This window comes from Bacillus sp. sid0103, assembly GCF_019219025.1.
This window is the reverse complement of record NZ_JAHUWN010000039.1, coordinates 35,934-52,670: the sequence shown is the minus strand read 5'-3', so window position 1 is coordinate 52,670 and position 16,737 is coordinate 35,934. Positions and strand designations below refer to the sequence as shown.

Annotated in this window: 17 protein-coding genes, 1 tRNA gene and 1 pseudogene; 16 read left to right on the top strand and 3 right to left on the bottom strand. The window is 37.9% G+C overall.

Annotation, left to right across the window (positions count from 1 at the left end):
• From KW850_RS28980 to KW850_RS28955, 7 genes are all read left to right on the top strand, one after another.
• The coding region (locus KW850_RS28980; RefSeq protein ID WP_218351154.1) for a hypothetical protein at positions 1 to 639 on the top strand (639 nt) is incomplete at its 5' end.
• A complete protein-coding gene (locus KW850_RS28975; protein ID WP_218351153.1) occupies positions 639 to 1,130 on the top strand; it encodes a hypothetical protein in 492 nt (163 codons plus the stop codon). The genes KW850_RS28980 and KW850_RS28975, both read left to right, overlap by 1 nt.
• A gap of 114 nt (positions 1,131 to 1,244) precedes the next feature.
• Entirely contained in the window at positions 1,245 to 1,376 is a 132-nt protein-coding gene (locus tag KW850_RS33650) for a hypothetical protein (RefSeq protein ID WP_256358523.1), read from the top strand.
• An 83-nt stretch (positions 1,377 to 1,459) separates the two neighbouring features.
• The gene (locus KW850_RS28970; protein ID WP_218351152.1) at positions 1,460 to 1,687 is read left to right on the top strand and encodes a hypothetical protein; all 228 of its coding nucleotides are present in this window, start codon (positions 1,460 to 1,462) and stop codon (positions 1,685 to 1,687) included.
• A gap of 215 nt (positions 1,688 to 1,902) precedes the next feature.
• Positions 1,903 to 2,724 carry an ATP-dependent DNA ligase gene (locus KW850_RS28965; RefSeq protein WP_218351151.1) on the top strand — a complete coding sequence of 274 codons (822 nt, stop codon included), beginning with the start codon at positions 1,903 to 1,905 and terminating at the stop codon, positions 2,722 to 2,724.
• Between the two features lie 246 nt (positions 2,725 to 2,970).
• Positions 2,971 to 3,525 carry a CBO0543 family protein gene (locus tag KW850_RS28960; protein WP_218351150.1) on the top strand — a complete coding sequence of 185 codons (555 nt, stop codon included), beginning with the start codon at positions 2,971 to 2,973 and terminating at the stop codon, positions 3,523 to 3,525.
• Positions 3,526 to 3,951: 426 nt separating this feature from the next.
• A complete protein-coding gene (locus tag KW850_RS28955) occupies positions 3,952 to 4,158 on the top strand; it encodes a DUF1657 domain-containing protein (protein ID WP_218351149.1) in 207 nt (68 codons plus the stop codon).
• Between the two features lie 316 nt (positions 4,159 to 4,474).
• Here the strand turns inward: KW850_RS28955 and KW850_RS28950 are convergent, their stop codons facing one another.
• Positions 4,475 to 4,945, bottom strand: a complete 471-nt coding sequence (locus KW850_RS28950) for a hypothetical protein (RefSeq protein WP_218351148.1) — start codon at positions 4,943 to 4,945, stop codon at positions 4,475 to 4,477.
• Positions 4,946 to 5,237: 292 nt separating this feature from the next.
• Between KW850_RS28950 and KW850_RS28945 the strand changes: the two genes are divergently transcribed.
• The 9 genes from KW850_RS28945 (at position 5,238) to KW850_RS28905 (ending at position 14,485) form a co-directional block, all read left to right on the top strand.
• On the top strand, positions 5,238 to 5,606 hold the full coding sequence (locus KW850_RS28945; protein WP_218351147.1) for a hypothetical protein: 369 nt from the start codon (positions 5,238 to 5,240) through the stop codon (positions 5,604 to 5,606).
• A 668-nt stretch (positions 5,607 to 6,274) separates the two neighbouring features.
• A tRNA-Gly gene (locus tag KW850_RS28940) sits at positions 6,275 to 6,348 on the top strand.
• Between the two features lie 93 nt (positions 6,349 to 6,441).
• Entirely contained in the window at positions 6,442 to 7,572 is a 1,131-nt protein-coding gene (gene queG / locus KW850_RS28935; RefSeq protein ID WP_218351146.1) for a tRNA epoxyqueuosine(34) reductase QueG, read from the top strand.
• An 86-nt stretch (positions 7,573 to 7,658) separates the two neighbouring features.
• Positions 7,659 to 8,531: an amidase domain-containing protein gene (locus tag KW850_RS28930; protein WP_218351145.1), complete on the top strand. Its 873-nt coding sequence runs from the start codon at positions 7,659 to 7,661 to the stop codon at positions 8,529 to 8,531.
• Positions 8,532 to 8,604: 73 nt separating this feature from the next.
• Positions 8,605 to 9,078: a tRNA (uridine(34)/cytosine(34)/5-carboxymethylaminomethyluridine(34)-2'-O)-methyltransferase TrmL gene (trmL, locus tag KW850_RS28925; protein WP_218351144.1), complete on the top strand. Its 474-nt coding sequence runs from the start codon at positions 8,605 to 8,607 to the stop codon at positions 9,076 to 9,078.
• A gap of 50 nt (positions 9,079 to 9,128) precedes the next feature.
• Positions 9,129 to 9,878: an oxygen-insensitive NADPH nitroreductase gene (gene nfsA / locus KW850_RS28920; RefSeq protein ID WP_218351143.1), complete on the top strand. Its 750-nt coding sequence runs from the start codon at positions 9,129 to 9,131 to the stop codon at positions 9,876 to 9,878.
• A gap of 322 nt (positions 9,879 to 10,200) precedes the next feature.
• Positions 10,201 to 12,096, top strand: coding sequence for a PrkA family serine protein kinase (locus KW850_RS28915; protein WP_218351142.1), 1,896 nt, complete (start codon positions 10,201 to 10,203; stop codon positions 12,094 to 12,096).
• A 279-nt stretch (positions 12,097 to 12,375) separates the two neighbouring features.
• Positions 12,376 to 13,542 carry a sporulation protein YhbH gene (gene yhbH, locus KW850_RS28910; protein WP_218351141.1) on the top strand — a complete coding sequence of 389 codons (1,167 nt, stop codon included), beginning with the start codon at positions 12,376 to 12,378 and terminating at the stop codon, positions 13,540 to 13,542.
• Between the two features lie 301 nt (positions 13,543 to 13,843).
• Positions 13,844 to 14,485 carry a copper homeostasis protein CutC gene (locus tag KW850_RS28905; protein WP_218351140.1) on the top strand — a complete coding sequence of 214 codons (642 nt, stop codon included), beginning with the start codon at positions 13,844 to 13,846 and terminating at the stop codon, positions 14,483 to 14,485.
• A gap of 109 nt (positions 14,486 to 14,594) precedes the next feature.
• On the opposite strand, the gene KW850_RS33645 is transcribed toward KW850_RS28905, so the two are convergent.
• Positions 14,595 to 15,023 carry a PTS sugar transporter subunit IIA gene (locus tag KW850_RS33645; protein ID WP_256358527.1) on the bottom strand — a complete coding sequence of 143 codons (429 nt, stop codon included), beginning with the start codon at positions 15,021 to 15,023 and terminating at the stop codon, positions 14,595 to 14,597.
• Positions 15,024 to 15,137: 114 nt separating this feature from the next.
• A pseudogene (gene nagE / locus KW850_RS28900) lies at positions 15,138 to 16,574 on the bottom strand (N-acetylglucosamine-specific PTS transporter subunit IIBC); the annotation flags it as partial.
• Positions 16,575 to 16,737: the final 163 nt, after the last annotated feature.

Below are 16,737 nucleotides of genomic sequence, written 5' to 3'. Positions count from 1 at the left end.
TATCAGCTTTACTTAACTAATGCTAAGAAACTAGCGAAGGAAACAATCGAGAAGAGTTTCGTATCAGCGGATGAAGCAACTCGCGCAAAGTTTAGCCGTGATTTTTCGGAATTGAGGTTTAAAATGGTGCTGAAAGACGAGAAATCAGGATTCAACGATTTACAGTCTTTCTTGCTAAAGACGCCTGATTCGGCATACGCGAGTCTAGTTTTAGAGAATTTCTATGAGTTAGCCGGTCACTTCCAAACCGGTGAATATAAAATTGGGCTTTCAAAGGCTTTCGATAAACTAAAAGCCGACCATACCCCAGTTGATGTTGCGGAAGCTTACGACGTAATCGAAGAAGTCGATCACACAATTGATAACAAACTATTCTTGCTGATGATACCTGGCGATGATCCTTCGGTGAATGTTGATTACTCGATAATCTCCGAACTATTTACGCCAGAAGTAGTCCGCCATTATCAAAATCCTGAAATTTATTTCGAGAAGAATGACGAACCAATGCCGGTGTTCGTTGATCCTGAGGAAGTCGTTGAAAAGCAAAAAAGCAAAGTCGATCAGGCTTACGACAGTCTCGCGACTATTATGGAACAGAAAGTTAAAGACGGAGAATTAAAATTAGGAGGTAATAAATAATGGCTAAAATTGAAAGAAAAGTAGTTACAGGTGTAGGTAATCAAACGGTAGACTCGACGGGATGGGGATATGCTCGGCTCGAAAGTGACGGCAGCCCGATTACAATTTCGCTTCAAGGAACTGGTGGATATTCGAAAGACTTCGGTAATGGCGATCGGATTCTTATTCCGTCAAGTATTACTGCGTTAAAGGTAACCGCCTTTACCGGTAAAGCGTGGAAGCTGCATATGCAAAAAACGATTCCAGCGGTGAATCAATCCGAAATAAAATTCTCCATTACTGAGACGGGCAAGCTTATTGTCGAAGGTGACGACGATATTGTCTTCCGTGGTCAGGACGTCGATCCTGCAACCGTAAGTATTGCCGGAATTAATGACGATATTGAAAACCTAAGCAAACTGTATATGACAGCACTAGTGACCGGGACGATAACTGATGCAGCAAAGTATTGTAAGCTTAAAACCGCAGTTTTAGCAAGATACGCCAACTAAGGCGTTTTTATTTTGCGCTCGATATCATTCGGGCGTCTCCTTAAAAACGGACCCGTATCAGATAAAAATTCGAGTGGCAGTCGGTTACCGGAAAATTTAAAGGAGGAGTTTTATATGGATACAATTGAACGATTAGTCGAGGAATTAGGCAGAACAAGAAATGGCAATATTCTCACAGAGTTAAACCATATGGGAGTTAGTATCATCTTTCTTTCTGAAGGGATTCGGTGGAAGTATAGAAAATAAAGGGGATGGACAAAATCCTTCCCCTTAAAAATACTTAATAAGTATCTTTTCCTCTAAACCCTCCATCATCGGAGCGAACTCTCATGTTTTCCTTATTGCAACCAGTCATTTTATTACACTTAGGGCATTGTGCTTTATTACCGATTAGCATTGAAGTATCAAAGGAATTCATATCTCCGAAGAAAATTGGAGAAGGAAACCAAGAATTACAACTAGGGTTAGAACATTTAATTTCAATACTTTTAGTTGCCATGTTGTCACCACCTTTGCTTGAAAATGGGAATAAATTCCTAAAATATATTCGCCATTAAATGGTTAAATTCCTGCTAAAAAATGAATCAATTAGTAAATAATTCCTAAATATCAATATGTACCCCTTAGGAAAGTCCTAACGGCCTGTCCTTTTTATTATTGATAATCGAAAGGGTGAACGTAATACCGCCCAATAATTATTACTCACTCTTTCCAATAGTCTCCTAATCTTCCGTCCTATTAATCGTGGTAAAATTAATATGAGGTGGTTTAATTGTTCGTAAAACCTATGCTTCTTCATAAATCAGACCAGCCGTTTAACGACACCGAGTACATTACGGAACTAAAACTCGATGGCATCCGTTTAATATATTCCGTTGATTCAGTGGGCAAAGTCCGCTTATTTTCACGCCACAATAATGAAATCACATCAAAATTCCCCGAACTTCATAATTTAAACATTCCTCCAGGCACCTTACTAGATGGCGAATTAATAGTCAGCGATAAGGAAGGTAAGCCTGATTTCGAAGCGATGATGAGCCGGTTCATGAGTTCGAAGGATAAATCGCAGGTCAGCTTCGTTGCCTTTGACGTGATCCAACACGAAGGAGAGCGCGTCACAAAACTTCCGTTACTTGAGCGTAAGGAAATACTTGCGGAGCTTATTCCGAATGATTCCGCGCTGATTGCCAAATCGCAATTTATCGAAGGTCACGGTGAGGCTTATTTTGAAGCCATTAAGGCGCAAGGACTCGAAGGTATTGTTTTGAAACGAAAAGATTCGCGTTACGAAGTCGGCAAGAGATCGCACTCATGGTTGAAGGTCATTAATTACCAGTACTCCAATGTGAACGTCGTGGGCTACCGCAAGCAACCGAAGGATTTCGGCTGGTTACTTGCAGATGATGACGGGAAGTACATGGGCGTGATGGAACTCGGAGTGCCTGCGCGTGAAAAGGCGAAAGTGTACCAAACTACAATCATAAAGGAAACCGATGATTTTGCGAATATAGCTCCGATTGGTGTACGAGTGAAATACCGTAATTTAACTAAAGCGGGCTTATTGCGCTTGCCAAGCTTCTTAGAGTGGGTTTAATTACCCGCTCTTTTTTGCTGCTCTGTTAAACAATAAAAATTGATAACTTTTCCAATAGTAAAAGGATCTTTTGGTGGACTTCTTATTAAACTAAAGCACCCATTAGTTGAAGAAGTACCTTCTTTTCTATTGCATCATTTAATCGAAATGCGTCATACCAAAAGTATTAAATACTTGGTGTTACATAAACTAAATAAATCTTTTATAAACGTTACCTTTTGATTATGTTTCGTAGGAGAGTTTATCGTGAATGAAAAAATAAGATTCGCGTTAAAAATACATAAAGAACATCATCAACACGTAATAAAGAGTATAAATCATTGGTATGAAAATGAGTTATTTACTTGGAACTGGTGGGTGCTGTTCGCTTTTTTAACTATTCCTTGGATAATTTGGGCAAAGGTTGTTGACCGTAATAAACTTTTAGAAACCATTTTAGTTGGTACTCTCGCCATAATATCCACTGCTTATTTAGACGCTATTGGTTTAGATGTGAAGTTTTGGATTTACCCTACCCAGTTTCTTCCTATAACCCCTAGAGCAATCCCATTTGATATGTGTATGGTACCTGTTGCTTATATGCTGATGTATCAATTTTTTAGAAGGTGGAAATCTTATATTTTTGGTTTATTAATTATGGCGTTACTATTTGCTTTTATTGGAGAGCCTGTAAGTAAGGCTATGAAATTGGTCTATTATATAAGATGGAAATATTATTACTCCTTTTTTTACTACATAATACTTGGTATAACCATTAAATTGATTGTTAATAAATGCAAGAATCTATACATAAGAGAATAATTACTACTTTTTTATTAACAATACTCCTTACTAGGAACTTGATGGTGCAAAAGTGTATTGTAAACAAATCAATAACAAGTTGTATTGGCTAATTATTATGGAAATAGCGGAAAGTAGCCAATTTAAACATCAAGTCTAGATCGGGCTAATAATTTAGCCCTTTTTATGTCGTTTTTTATAGTCAATTACGACACAAAGGAGTCATTTTTATCTTCAACTAAACTGCCCAGTTAGTGGAACACTGAAAAAAAGACTCTACTTCTTAATGAAGTAAAGCACCCGTTAGTTGAACACGTACATTCTCTTTTACTAATCTGACGCTTTTTTCTATTCAAGCAAAGTAAATTTCAAATTTATGAGCACATTAAGTAAGTCGAGTAGACAAAAATATTCGCATACTCCTTCAATGAAAAGAGGATTTAAAAAATGACAGTTGGAAAAGATGTTCAAACCGCTTTAGCAAATTTAAAAAGTGCACAAGCATGCTTTGAAACTTTTGCTTTAGCAACCGACAACCAGAATGCAAAGCAGCTTTATCAACAAGCCGCGCAACAAACAAAATCCGTGCTTGACAGTCTTCAACCTCGTCTTCAAGAAATTCAAGGGGAAGAACCTCAGTACAATCAGCAATAAAGTGTAAGAGTCTTTATCAAATATGATAAATTATCCCAGATACATTTTCTGGCGGTCAGAATATGATGTTATATAAAAAATTCTTGTCCATTTTCCTAAACCATCCTTTCTAGGATGGTTTTGTTTTTTAGAACACCATTTATTCTGTTTCATAAGTTTTTAGCTAAAATACAACAAAAAAAATCAATTTTATTTTGCACAATATGGGTCAATTGCGACATAAATGTGAGATGGATTTTCACCTTTCTTGTTCCACTAACCTGCTTCGTTAGTTGCATAAGGAAAAAGCAATACCCTTGTTGAAGTATCGCACCCTTTAGTTGAATAATCTCTTTTTATTTTCATAAAAGTATTGAAATCCATATAAGAAAAAAGCTTTGTAAAAGAAGTATAGGAAGAATTGAAATGCATTAAGTCGAACTAATTTAAATAATTTTATCTTTGCAAATAAACTTTTAGCTAGAAATGTAAAAATTAATTGGAAAAGAGCATTTAGCAAGATAAACTTTTTGAAATTTCCGTATGTCCATTTTAATGTCCATAAAGCCACCGCCAACATTGGACCTATTAAAAAAGGAAATTCATTATGAAAAAAGGAATGTGGTTTATTATAAAAAGACCACCATCTACGTTTCTTTCCAATCGGAACATCAATACAATTTATTAAAAACACAAAGATAAAGGCTGGAAAAAATCTCTTTATACTTCGTCTTTCCAAAAAAGAAACTGTAATCCATGAGAGTAATACCATTGCAATATTAAATAACCACTTATTTTTCATTGACATATTAATACCCCATTATCTAAAAGGAATCATTTAACTTATTATATCTCCTTCGTTATTTAACTATCCTGCCTCGTTAGTTCAACAAGTAAAGTCATTAGCCTATAAATCATTTGTGATAGGTTGATAGCCTGTCACTTCATGTTTGCAGTGTGACAATCGTAAAAGAGCAAAACCAATTAACCCAATGACACAAGGTGACGCGGATTGATTTCAACTTATGATGGAGATTTTTTACTTAACAATGAATCTTTTGTAGGACTAGACGTATAGATTTTAAAAGGAGGCGGTACATATGTTAGCGAAGGTGAATGAGTTAAATAAGAACGTCGTTATATTATTATCGGTGCTGATTATCGCTATTACTTCGGTAGTAATTACGTTAATCGCAACGGCCGAGCCAGGCGGAGACGCAGACCCATTGACTGATCTCAGTGATTTCCAAACGTCTTTCACAAAGGAATATGGCGTAAAGCCATCCGTCCAACTCATAGTTCAACCGGACACTACGGAGGCACAGGCGGAAATCCTTACGAAAAAAATTTCGAACAGCCTCGAGTTAGGCAACGTTAAAGAGGACGACACGCTTTCCGGCTGGTTCAACGCGAAAAACGATGACGAAGGTATCTCGCTTACCGTAATCTCTAAATACGATAAAAAATAGCCTTGATCTCAGGTGCATCAACTTTAGATTTGCGAAATTAGCCCTTTCGATTTGTCCTGATGCCTAGACTCTCCTTGACATCATTCGACGAGATTCGATATAATAGGTTCGTTCCCGAAGCGCGGTCGTGTGCTACGGGCGAGCTATCGAAGATGTAGACGCCGTTTTTGCGGACTTTTAACGTATATACATATCGGCACGACTCAAAATCGTGTTCCTTCTGGAGTGTCGGTTCGACCCCGACCACCGGTATCAAATTGTTTTAAAAAAATTGCTCATAATTTAATGAGCAATTTTTTTTTTTGACTAAAGTTTATGCAACTCAATTCTAAAAGAGTGTTGATTCTTAAATTCGCCCATAAATAACCGAGATTCGCTCATTGAAGGGGAAAGTGATGAAAGCAAGCATAAAAAATTAATCGTTCCCTAAAAAAAAATGCACTTAACGGTAACCAATAAGCACAAGTAAGCAGATGGTGTCCATTCTAAGAGAGTAACCGATCTATATCTTTTTGAATATACTACTAAACATTATATTTTGTTTCTAATCTGACCAATAGAAGTATATTCGACAAAATTTGCATTTTACCCTTGACTATAGTAAAAATAGTGTGTATCATAATAAAGGTCAGTTGATGATAAGAATTATTCATCAGTTGATAAAAAATGCGGGTGTAGTTTACTGGTAAAACCTCAGCCTTCCAAGCTGATGTAGTGGGTTCGATTCCCATCACCCGCTCCATACATATTAACTAACGCAGTATATCGTTACATAAGAGAACGATACATTGCGTTTTTTTCTATTTAATCAACCCAAGAAGGGGGGGCTCGCTCTATGGACTTTAAAACACTAAAAGAAGAAGTAATTGCTTATAGTAAAGAAATCGGAATCGATAAAATTGGTTTCACGACAGCTGACACGTTCACTGAATTAAAAAGCCGGCTTATAAGGCAGCAGGAACTTAGCTATCAATCAGGATTTGAAGAGCCAGATATTGAGAAACGAGTCACCCCTTCTTTATTACTAGAGGAACCTCGTTCGATCATTTCCATTGCAGTTGCATACCCTTCCAAAATGAAGAACCGTGTCGAAAGCAAACAGGGTAAAAGAAGAGGCATTTTCAGCAGGGCCTCATGGGGACTTGACTATCACCATGTGCTTAATGATAGGCTAAAAAAACTAGAGGAATTTCTCGCCACCAAGATGCCGGGAGCAAGGTTGAAATCGATGGTTGACACTGGTGAACTCTCAGATCGTGCGGTAGCGGAACGTGCTGGAATCGGTTGGAGTGGAAAAAACTGCTCGATCATTACACCGGAGTTTGGTTCATATGTGTATTTGGGTGAAATGATCACAAGTATTCCTTTTGAACCAGATACACCAATGGAAGATCAATGCGGGTCATGTACAAAATGTTTGGATGCATGTCCAACAGGGGCACTGGTTCAAGGGGGACAAATTAATGCACAGCGCTGTATATCTTTTTTAACCCAAACCAAAACATTTATTCCAGACGAGTTTAGAGATAAGATTGGGAACCGGATCTATGGTTGTGATTCTTGCCAGACCGCATGTCCAGTTAACAAGGGGAAAAACTTTCATTTTCATGATGAACTTGAAGCGCAATCTGAAGTTGCTAAGCCCTTGTTAAAGCCAATCTTAAAATTAAGCAATCGGGAATTTAAAACTAAATTCGGTTATGTATCTGGTGCGTGGAGAGGGAAAAAGCCAATACAACGGAATGCGATTATTGCGCTTGCCCATTTTAAGGATGAAACTGCCATTCCAGATTTAGTCGATGTTCTAGAAAATGAAGCAAGTCCCGTTTCAAGAGGAACAGCAGCCTGGGCCCTTGGGAAAATTGGCGGTGAAACGGCTTTTGCGGCTTTAAAAAAAGCCCAAGAGCATGAAATAGATCTGGAAGTCCAAAATGAAATAGAAAAAGGCTTACGTTTTTATAGATAATAAGTGCGCGAACTCACGTGGTTCGCTTATTTTTTTGATTGAAACCCTGTCTTCTCTCATATGTATGAAAGAAAGGGGTGGAGAATATGCTTCAGTTAATACAAGCGTTATTTGAAAAAAGAGTAAGTCAATTTGTTTCCGATAATAGAACTCATAAAGTATTTTTTCCAAAGGCTGATAAAAAGCAAAGTGCTTTATCAAACAGGTCAGCAGAAATTGTAAAAGTTAAAGCCTCAGGCAGGATACTAGAAACGAATAAAGAGGAAGAATTTCAAACGGTAAAATACCAGGCCCATTATCAATACTTAATTAAACAAAAGGCATTGCTATATATGGAAGAAGAGGTTGAAGAAAGATTAGCAAAGTTTTATAAAGGGGCTTTAGTGATGGATGAGGAAATTAACCCCTATGAACCTCAAGATATGTATCAGCTGCCAACCGACCTTGTTTTAGAGGACAAGGACGAACGATCGAGCTATCAGTACAATCGCTTAAAGGCTGTGCAATATGCGGAACGGTGGTGGAATAGCTATAATCCTGCTTATAAAAAATTTGAAAATGATTGCACCAATTTTATCTCTCAATGCCTTCATAGTGGCGGGGCACCTATGAGAGGTTATCCCAATAAGGGAGCAGGCTGGTGGCTCCAAAATCATAATTGGAGCTATAGCTGGGCAGTGGCAAATTCACTAAAGAGCTACTTGGCTAATTCAAAAAGTGGTTTGCGGGCAAGGCAAGTGAGCAGCCCTGATCAATTGTTATTGGGAGATGTTATTTGCTACGATTTTGAAGGGGATGGAAGATTTAATCATAATACAATTGTGACTGGTAAGGACGCATACGGGATGCCGTTAGTTAATGCCCATACGTATAATAGTAGAATGAGGTATTGGGCATATGAGGATTCATCTGCCTATACCCCTAAAATTAAATATAAGTTTTTTTCGATAATCGACTAAAGAGGTTTAATTATTGAAAGGATATATCATAATGGTATAATGGCATGTAGAGTTTTTACCCGAGGTGAGTTCCATGTCAATTAATGTAGTCTTATATCAACCGCAGATCCCTTCCAATACAGGAAATATAGCAAGAACCTGTGCAGGAACAGATACAAATTTACATTTAATCCGTCCATTAGGTTTTTCCACAGATGACAAAATGCTAAAAAGAGCGGGCCTGGATTATTGGCAATACGTTAACATTTTCTATTATGATTCTCTAGATGAATTTTATGAAAAGAATGCAGGCAGTGAATTTTTTTACATTACCAAATTTGGTCAAAAGCCTTTTAGCAGTTTTGATTATAGTAATTCAAGTAAGGATTATTATTTTATCTTTGGGCGAGAAACGACCGGTCTGCCGAAAGAGGTCATTGAAGCAAATAAGGAAGTTAGCTTACGGATTCCTATGAACGATAATATTCGTTCGCTGAATCTGTCCAATACAGCGGCTATTCTTATCTATGAAGCGCTGCGACAGCAAGACTATGCTCATTTAAAATAATCAAGGGGGTCCTAGCGGGCCTCCTTTTGATTAATGAAAGGAAGTTTGTCATGAATGAAGTTATCGAAACTATATTAAATCACCGCTCTCTTCGTCATTTTGAGGACAAGCCGCTAACAGACGAACAAATCAAAACAATCATTACATGTGCTCAATCTGCAGCTACCTCAAGTTTTATTCAGGCCTATTCTATTATTGGAGTTAAGGACAAAGAGAAGAAGAAAAAATTAGCCGAAATTGCAGGGAATCAGGAATATGTTGAAAAAAACGGTCACTTTTTTGTTTTTTGTGCAGATCTATACCGCCATACTATTGTTGGAGAACAGGAACACATAAATGTTGCTACTTCGATTGAAAGCACGGAAAAGTTCATGGTAGCCCTTATTGATGCATCTTTAGCAGCACAAAATGCAGCGATAGCAGCAGAATCATTGGGTTTAGGAATATGTTACATAGGTGGAATTCGAAATAATCTCGAGGAAGTAAAAAAGATTTTGAAAACACCGGAGCGGGTAATTCCATTGTTTGGACTAGCTGTCGGTTTTCCAAGCAAACTAACTGAGAAAAAACCGAGGCTGCCGTTTGAGCATGTTTATCATGAAGATGAATATGAACAGGATATGGGGGTCTACGTTAGTCAGCTTCAAAAATATGATACCTTGATTTCAAGCTACTATGCTGAGCGGACAAGCGGGAAAAGAAACGACCGCTGGACGGAACAAATGGCTATTATGCTTGATAGAAAGAGTAGAATGTATATGAAGGAATTTATTAAAAAAAATAAACTTGATCTTCATTAAAAAAGCTGCCAATTGGCAGCTTTTATTTTGTAGAACCTGGTTTGTCATTATAACCTGATGTGAAGATTGCTGCTAAAAACGTGACCATGACTAAACAAACGATGAACGTATTCATATTTATGTAATCCTCCTTCGTCATACATTTTTCAATTTTATCACACATATAGTCTTATTATAGCCTATCTTAAAAAAATGAAAAGAAGAAGATTCTTTTATTGAAACAAAAAAGATAGACGCTAACTCGCAATGGGTACGCATGTTCAAAAGCATATGAGCATAAAGTATATTAATCGTCTCTGATTAACCTACGGGGGAGGGCCTTATGGATATTCTAAAAAAAATCGAGATGTATCGCGAAGAAGAAGAAAAGCTACGTTGGGAAGGGTCATTCGCAGATTATTTACAATTGTTGAAAGAGAAGCCATGGGTTGCACAGTCGGCACATTCACGAGTTTATAATATGCTTAAGGATGCAGGAATTACTGAAGAAAAAGGGACGAAAAAGTACGAATTCTTTAGTAATCAATTATTTGGTTTAGAGGAATCGCTGGAGCGTCTTGTTGAAGAGTACTTCCATCCGGCTGCAAAAAGACTGGATGTAAGGAAACGTATTTTATTATTAATGGGTCCTGTAAGCGGCGGGAAATCGACTCTTGTTACCATGTTAAAAAGGGGGCTCGAAGCTTACTCACTCACTGATCGAGGCTCTGTATTTGCCATTAAAGGATGCCCGATGCATGAGGATCCACTCCATTTAATCCCACATCATTTGCGGAAGGATTTCTATGATGAGTATGGAATCCGGATCGAAGGTAATCTTTCACCACTGAATATGATGCGTTTAGAACAGGAGTATGGTGGACGAATTGAAGATGTACTCGTTGAAAGAATCTTCTTTTCCGAAGATAAACGAACTGGAATTGGTACATTCAGCCCATCCGATCCAAAATCACAGGATATTGCCGATTTAACAGGAAGTATTGATTTTTCAACGATTGCAGAATTTGGTTCCGAATCAGATCCACGTGCCTATCGTTTTGATGGTGAACTTAATAAAGCTAACCGAGGAATGATGGAGTTCCAGGAGATGTTAAAGTGTGATGAGAAATTCTTGTGGCACTTGTTGTCTCTTACCCAAGAAGGGAATTTTAAAGCAGGACGCTTTGCCCTAATTAGTGCTGATGAGCTGATCGTGGCGCACACGAACGAAACGGAGTACCGATCCTTTATCTCCAATAAGAAGAATGAAGCACTCCATTCACGGATTATTGTCATGCCAATACCGTATAACTTAAAGGTGTCACAAGAAGAAAGAATTTATGAAAAAATGATCAATGAAAGTGATGTTTCAGATGTTCACATCGCCCCGCATACGTTAAAGGTAGCTGCGATGTTTACGATCCTTACACGTTTAAAGGAACCGAAGAAAGGCGATATTGATTTACTTAAGAAAATGCGCCTTTATGATGGGGAAAGTGTGGAAGGCTTTAATACAGCGGATGTGGATGAACTTAAGAAGGAATATCCAGACGAGGGTATGAGTGGTATTGATCCTCGCTATGTAATTAATCGAATATCATCAACAATTATTCGAAAAGAAATTCCATCGATTAATGCACTGGATGTATTAAGATCATTAAAAGATGGGCTCGATCAACACCCTTCCATCACTGCTGAGTTACGAGAACGTTATATGAATTATATCTCCTTAGCTCGGAAAGAGTATGATAATATTGCCAAGAAGGAAGTCCAAAAAGCATTTGTGTATTCGTACGAAGAATCGGCGAAAACGTTAATGGACAATTATCTTGATAATGTTGAGGCCTATTGCAATAAATCGAAACTCCGTGATCCACTCACTGGAGAGGAAATCAATCCAGATGAGAAGTTGATGCGTTCCATTGAAGAACAAATTGGTATCTCTGAAAATGCGAAAAAGGCCTTCAGAGAGGAAGTCCTCATTCGAATTTCGGCCTTTGCGAGAAAAGGGAAACGATTTGACTATAATTCTCATGATCGTCTTCGTGAAGCCATTCAAAAGAAATTGTTTGCTGATTTAAAGGATGTAGTGAAAATTACTACCTCTTCAAAAACCCCGGATGAACAGCAGCTAAAGAAGATCAATAATGTAGTGGCAAGACTAGTGGATGAACACGGCTATAATACAACGTCAGCTAATGAATTACTTCGTTATGTAGGAAGTCTATTAAATAGATAGGTTGGGTTTAAAATAGCAGGGACTGGCAGAAGGAAATCTGTCAGTCTATTTTTTTCCTTATTCAAGTTCGCAAAAGACTTGTTGGTCCCATTTTGCTACTTTGTCCAATTTCTTAGGCGAATGCATAATTGTCAAAATAATTTGTAAATTATTCTTTACTTCTGCATAGGATAGAGTAATCCATATTTATCTTAATATTTTTTCACTCGCGTTATAATATGTATTTGATGAAAATTTGTGCATTTTGGAAACTATTAAATTAATAAGGAGGGGTTTACATTGTCAACTAACAACCATCAATTTATCATTTCAAGAGAAGATTGGTCCCTCCACCGAAAAGGCCACGATGACCAGCAGCGGCATCAGGAAAAAGTCCAGGAGGCAATTCGCAACAATCTTCCAGACTTAATTACAGAAGAAAGCATAATTATGTCTAATGGTCGAGATGTCGTAAAAATTCCAATTCGTTCATTGGACGAATATAAAATCCGTTATAATTATGACAAAAACAAACACGTGGGCCAGGGTGATGGTGACAGTCAAGTAGGTGATGTAGTAGCACGTGATGGCTCCAGCGGGCAAAAGGGACCTGGGAAAGGCCAAGGAGCTGGAGACCAAGCAGGAGAAGATTATTTTGAAGCGGAAGTATCATTAATGGAGTTGGAGGAAGCATTATTTAAACAATTAGAGCTTCCAAATTTAAAAAGAAAAGAAGAACAAGAACATCTCGTTGAAAACATTGAATTCAATGATATTCGGAAAACAGGTTTGATGGGGAATATTGATAAGAAACGGACGATGATGTCAGCTTTTAAAAGGAATGCGATGAGTGGGAAGCCAGCGTTCCATCCTATTTACAAGGATGATTTAAAATTTAAGACTTGGAATGAAGTAATCAAACCAGATTCGAAAGCAGTTGTTATTGCTATGATGGATACGAGTGGCTCAATGGGGATCTGGGAAAAGTATATGGCGCGCAGCTTTTTCTTCTGGATGACTCGCTTTTTAAGAACTAAATATGAAACAGTTGAAATTGAATTTATTGCCCACCATACTGAAGCTAAAGTAGTTTCAGAGGAAGACTTCTTTTCCAAGGGTGAAAGTGGTGGAACCATTTGTTCATCCGCATACCGGAAAGCACTCGAAATCATTGATGCCAAATATAATCCACGAAAGTTCAACATCTATCCATTCCACTTTTCAGACGGTGATAATCTCACATCGGATAATGCGCGTTGTGTGAAGCTTGTAGAGGAATTAATGAAGGTGTCCAATATGTTCGGTTATGGAGAGGTAAATCAATATAACCGTCATTCCACTCTAATGTCCGCCTATAAAAACATTAAAGAAGATCAATTTCGCTACTATATTCTAAAACAAAAAGCAGATGTCTTTCATGCGATGAAAAGCTTTTTCCAACAAGAAGAGTCAAAATTATTTGCTTAACAAAAACGACTGGTGTCAGGCACCAGTCGTTTTTCAATTTATTATTTGTATCTCCCTTTTGTCCATTCCGCTGAGGCTTATATGAAAATAAGTGTACAAACTATAGCATACATACTCACCAAGTTCTTTGGCTTAGCAGCCAAGCCAATTGCCAGTTTTTTGAGGACCGAGCGATAGGGGAAAGCAGGGAAGGTTAATGAATGGTTTTTTCTTGTATAATGAATCTGCAAGAAAACAGGAGATTTGATTTGCGAAGTGTTCAGAGAGTATTCTTTGAGTTGTATCTGAAAGGTGAGTGTATATGCTAAAAGAAGTTTGTGTAGAGAATTTTACATTGGTTCCAATGGCTATTGAAAAGGGGGGACACCGGATTGAGCTTTGTGACAACCTATCTGTCGGAGGCACTACTGTTAGTCACGGGGTAGCTGCAAAAACCATTTCATATTGTCACTCCAAAAATACGAAGGTAATGACCATGGTTAGACCCAGAGGCGGTAATTTTATTTTTACTAAAGAAGAAATAGAGATTATGCAAACTGATATTGCTCATTTCAAACAGTTAGGGACAGATGGAGTGGTGATTGGATGCTTAAATGATTCTGATTGGATTGATGAGGATGCCATGCTTAAACTGCTAGAATCTGCAAAAGGGCTGGATGTAACCTTTCACATGGCATTTGATCAGATAAAAAATGACTATCAGTTTGAAGCTATTGATTGGCTTGTGAAACATCGAGTGAATCGAATTTTAACACACGGAGGACCAAGTTCTAAATCAATCGAAGACAACCTTAGCCGTTTGAAGGAATTAGTGGATTTTGCGGCTGACCAAATTATTATTCTTCCCGGCGGGGGAATTACTGACAAAAACCTAAATCATATCGCAAGCATGTTAAATATTAGTGAAGTTCACGGGACAAAAATTGTGGGTGAGCTTTGTTAAATTGCTGGGCCAAAAACACAAGTTCATTAGGGGTTGAAGATCGCTGAATTGATATTTAATCAATAAAATAAAAAATCGACAGGTGCCTGGCACCTGCCGATTTTTATTGTTATTCAATTGTTAGGATTCCTTCTTGACCTTGGGCTGAGTGTCCTTGTTTCTTTACATTTAATTTTGTTAAGTTTGTAAAGATAACTGGTGTAATAGCTGATGGTACTGATTTCTTAATGAATTCTAGATCAAAGTTCAAGATTTCTTGACCTTTAGTTATCTGCTGTCCTTCTTTTACAAGAACATTGAAGCCTTCACCTTTTAAATTGACGGTATCCAAGCCAATATGAATAAGGATTTCATAGCCTTGCTTTGATTTAATTCCGATTGCATGCTTAGTAGGGAAAACATTCATGATTTCGCCATCCACTGGTGAAACGACCGTACCTTTAGTTGGTATAATTCCAAAACCTTCTCCCATCATTTTTTGTGAGAAAACTTGGTCTGGCACTTCAGTAATCGGGATAATTTCCCCTTCGATTGGCATAACAAAATCTTTTTCAGAAAGTGGTGAGAGTACATTTGTTTCTATCGGAGCCGCTGCCACTTTTTGTGCTAAATCCGAATTAATTCCAGTCTTATCACTTCTCTTCGTCCCATTACGAAGTTTTATAATTTCGTCTGCTACAAATTGTACATTGGTTCCGACAATCACTTGAATGCTTTGTTTCCCAACGATATTGATACCAGGTACACCAGTCGCTTTAATTTTTTGTTGGTCGACTGCATTCATGTCTTTAACTTCCATTCTTAAGCGCGTTACACAATTGTCTACAGAGGTAACATTTGCGTTTCCGCCTAGCCCTTCATATATCTGTGCGGCCATTGCGGCAAATTTGCTTTCACCTGCTGCAACGACAACTTCAGAAGACTCATCATCATCTTCTTCACGTCCAGGAGTCATTAAGTTGAATTTTGTAATGATGAATCTGAATAAGAAATAATAGATTACAGCAAACACTAGGCCTTGAACTATTAACATGTAAGGCTGGTTTGCCATCGGCAATCTTGAACTTAAAACAAAGTCTACTAAACCGGCACTAAAACCAAATCCTGCTGTCCAATGGAATGCAGCTGCGATCGCTAATGAAATACCTGTTAAAACCGCATGCACCAAATAAAGCATTGGTGCTACAAACATAAATGCAAATTCCAATGGTTCTGTTACACCAGTAAAGAATGCAGCGAAACCGGCTGCCAGCATTAAGGATGCTACTTGCTTTTTCTTTTTTGTTTTAGCTGTATGATACATTGCCAGCCCTGCAGCTGGTAAACCAAACATCATGATAGGGAAGAAGCCAGCTTGATACATTCCTGTGACTCCCTTTACACCCTTTCCAGACCAGAAATTTCCAATATCATCGATTCCTGCAACATTAAACCAGAACACAGCGTTTAAAGCATGATGTAGACCTGTTGGAATTAGAAGTCGATTGAAGAAACCGAATAGCCCAGCGCCAATGGCACCTAATCCACTTATCCCTTTACCAAAAGAAACCAATCCTGTAAAAATAGGCGGCCAAATAAAGAATAATACTGCAGAAACGACTAACATCGAAACCGCTGTCATAATTGGAACGAGTCGTTTCCCACTAAAAAATGCTAACGCATCCGGAAGTTTCACATGACTAAATCGATTGTACATCATTGACGCGACTATCCCCGAAATAATACCAACGAAGGCATTTCCGATTTTTCCAAACGCAGGATCTACTTCTTCTGGTTTAATTCCTTGCAGCAATGCCACTGATCCTGTTGAAAGCAAGGTTGTTACAACCAGGTAAGCTACTAGACCACTTAACGCAGATGAACCATCTTTTTCTTTCGCCATCCCTAGTGCTACTCCAACAGCAAATAAGAAAGGGATATTATCAATAATGGATGAACCAGCTTTAATTAGGAAAGCAGCAAGTGGACTATCCGCCCCCCAACCTGTAGGGTCGATCCAATAACCAATACCCATCAAAATGGCTGCAGCCGGTAAAACAGCTACAGGTAACATCAATGAACGACCAATTCTTTGTAAATATTTCTTCATCTTATTACCCCCTATAAAGTTTAAAAAAATTAACTATAAATGAATTATTTCCTCAAAACAATTGATGCTGGGTGTAAGCGCTTTTTCATTTTTAACTATAGCACTAAATATTTATAGATGTCTATACCAATTTTATCATTTTAATAACAATTCGATCCTTCAG

Excerpts from the sequence above, each read along its gene's own strand:
- KW850_RS28955 (WP_218351149.1), top strand. The coding sequence starts at position 3,952 with ATGACAGTTGGAAAAGATGTTCAAACCGCTTTAGCAAATTTAAAAAGT.
- queG (WP_218351146.1), top strand. The coding sequence starts at position 6,442 with ATGGACTTTAAAACACTAAAAGAAGAAGTAATTGCTTATAGTAAAGAA.
- KW850_RS33650 (WP_256358523.1), top strand. The coding sequence starts at position 1,245 with ATGGATACAATTGAACGATTAGTCGAGGAATTAGGCAGAACAAGAAAT.
- KW850_RS28905 (WP_218351140.1), top strand. The coding sequence starts at position 13,844 with ATGCTAAAAGAAGTTTGTGTAGAGAATTTTACATTGGTTCCAATGGCT.
- KW850_RS33645 (WP_256358527.1), bottom strand. The coding sequence starts at position 15,023 with ATGCCAATCGAAGGGGAAATTATCCCGATTACTGAAGTGCCAGACCAA.
- KW850_RS28975 (WP_218351153.1), top strand. The coding sequence starts at position 639 with ATGGCTAAAATTGAAAGAAAAGTAGTTACAGGTGTAGGTAATCAAACG.
- KW850_RS28945 (WP_218351147.1), top strand. The coding sequence starts at position 5,238 with ATGTTAGCGAAGGTGAATGAGTTAAATAAGAACGTCGTTATATTATTA.
- trmL (WP_218351144.1), top strand. The coding sequence starts at position 8,605 with ATGTCAATTAATGTAGTCTTATATCAACCGCAGATCCCTTCCAATACA.
- nfsA (WP_218351143.1), top strand. The coding sequence starts at position 9,129 with ATGAATGAAGTTATCGAAACTATATTAAATCACCGCTCTCTTCGTCAT.
- KW850_RS28950 (WP_218351148.1), bottom strand. The coding sequence starts at position 4,945 with ATGTCAATGAAAAATAAGTGGTTATTTAATATTGCAATGGTATTACTC.
- KW850_RS28915 (WP_218351142.1), top strand. The coding sequence starts at position 10,201 with ATGGATATTCTAAAAAAAATCGAGATGTATCGCGAAGAAGAAGAAAAG.
- KW850_RS28930 (WP_218351145.1), top strand. The coding sequence starts at position 7,659 with ATGCTTCAGTTAATACAAGCGTTATTTGAAAAAAGAGTAAGTCAATTT.
- KW850_RS28970 (WP_218351152.1), top strand. The coding sequence starts at position 1,460 with ATGTTTTCCTTATTGCAACCAGTCATTTTATTACACTTAGGGCATTGT.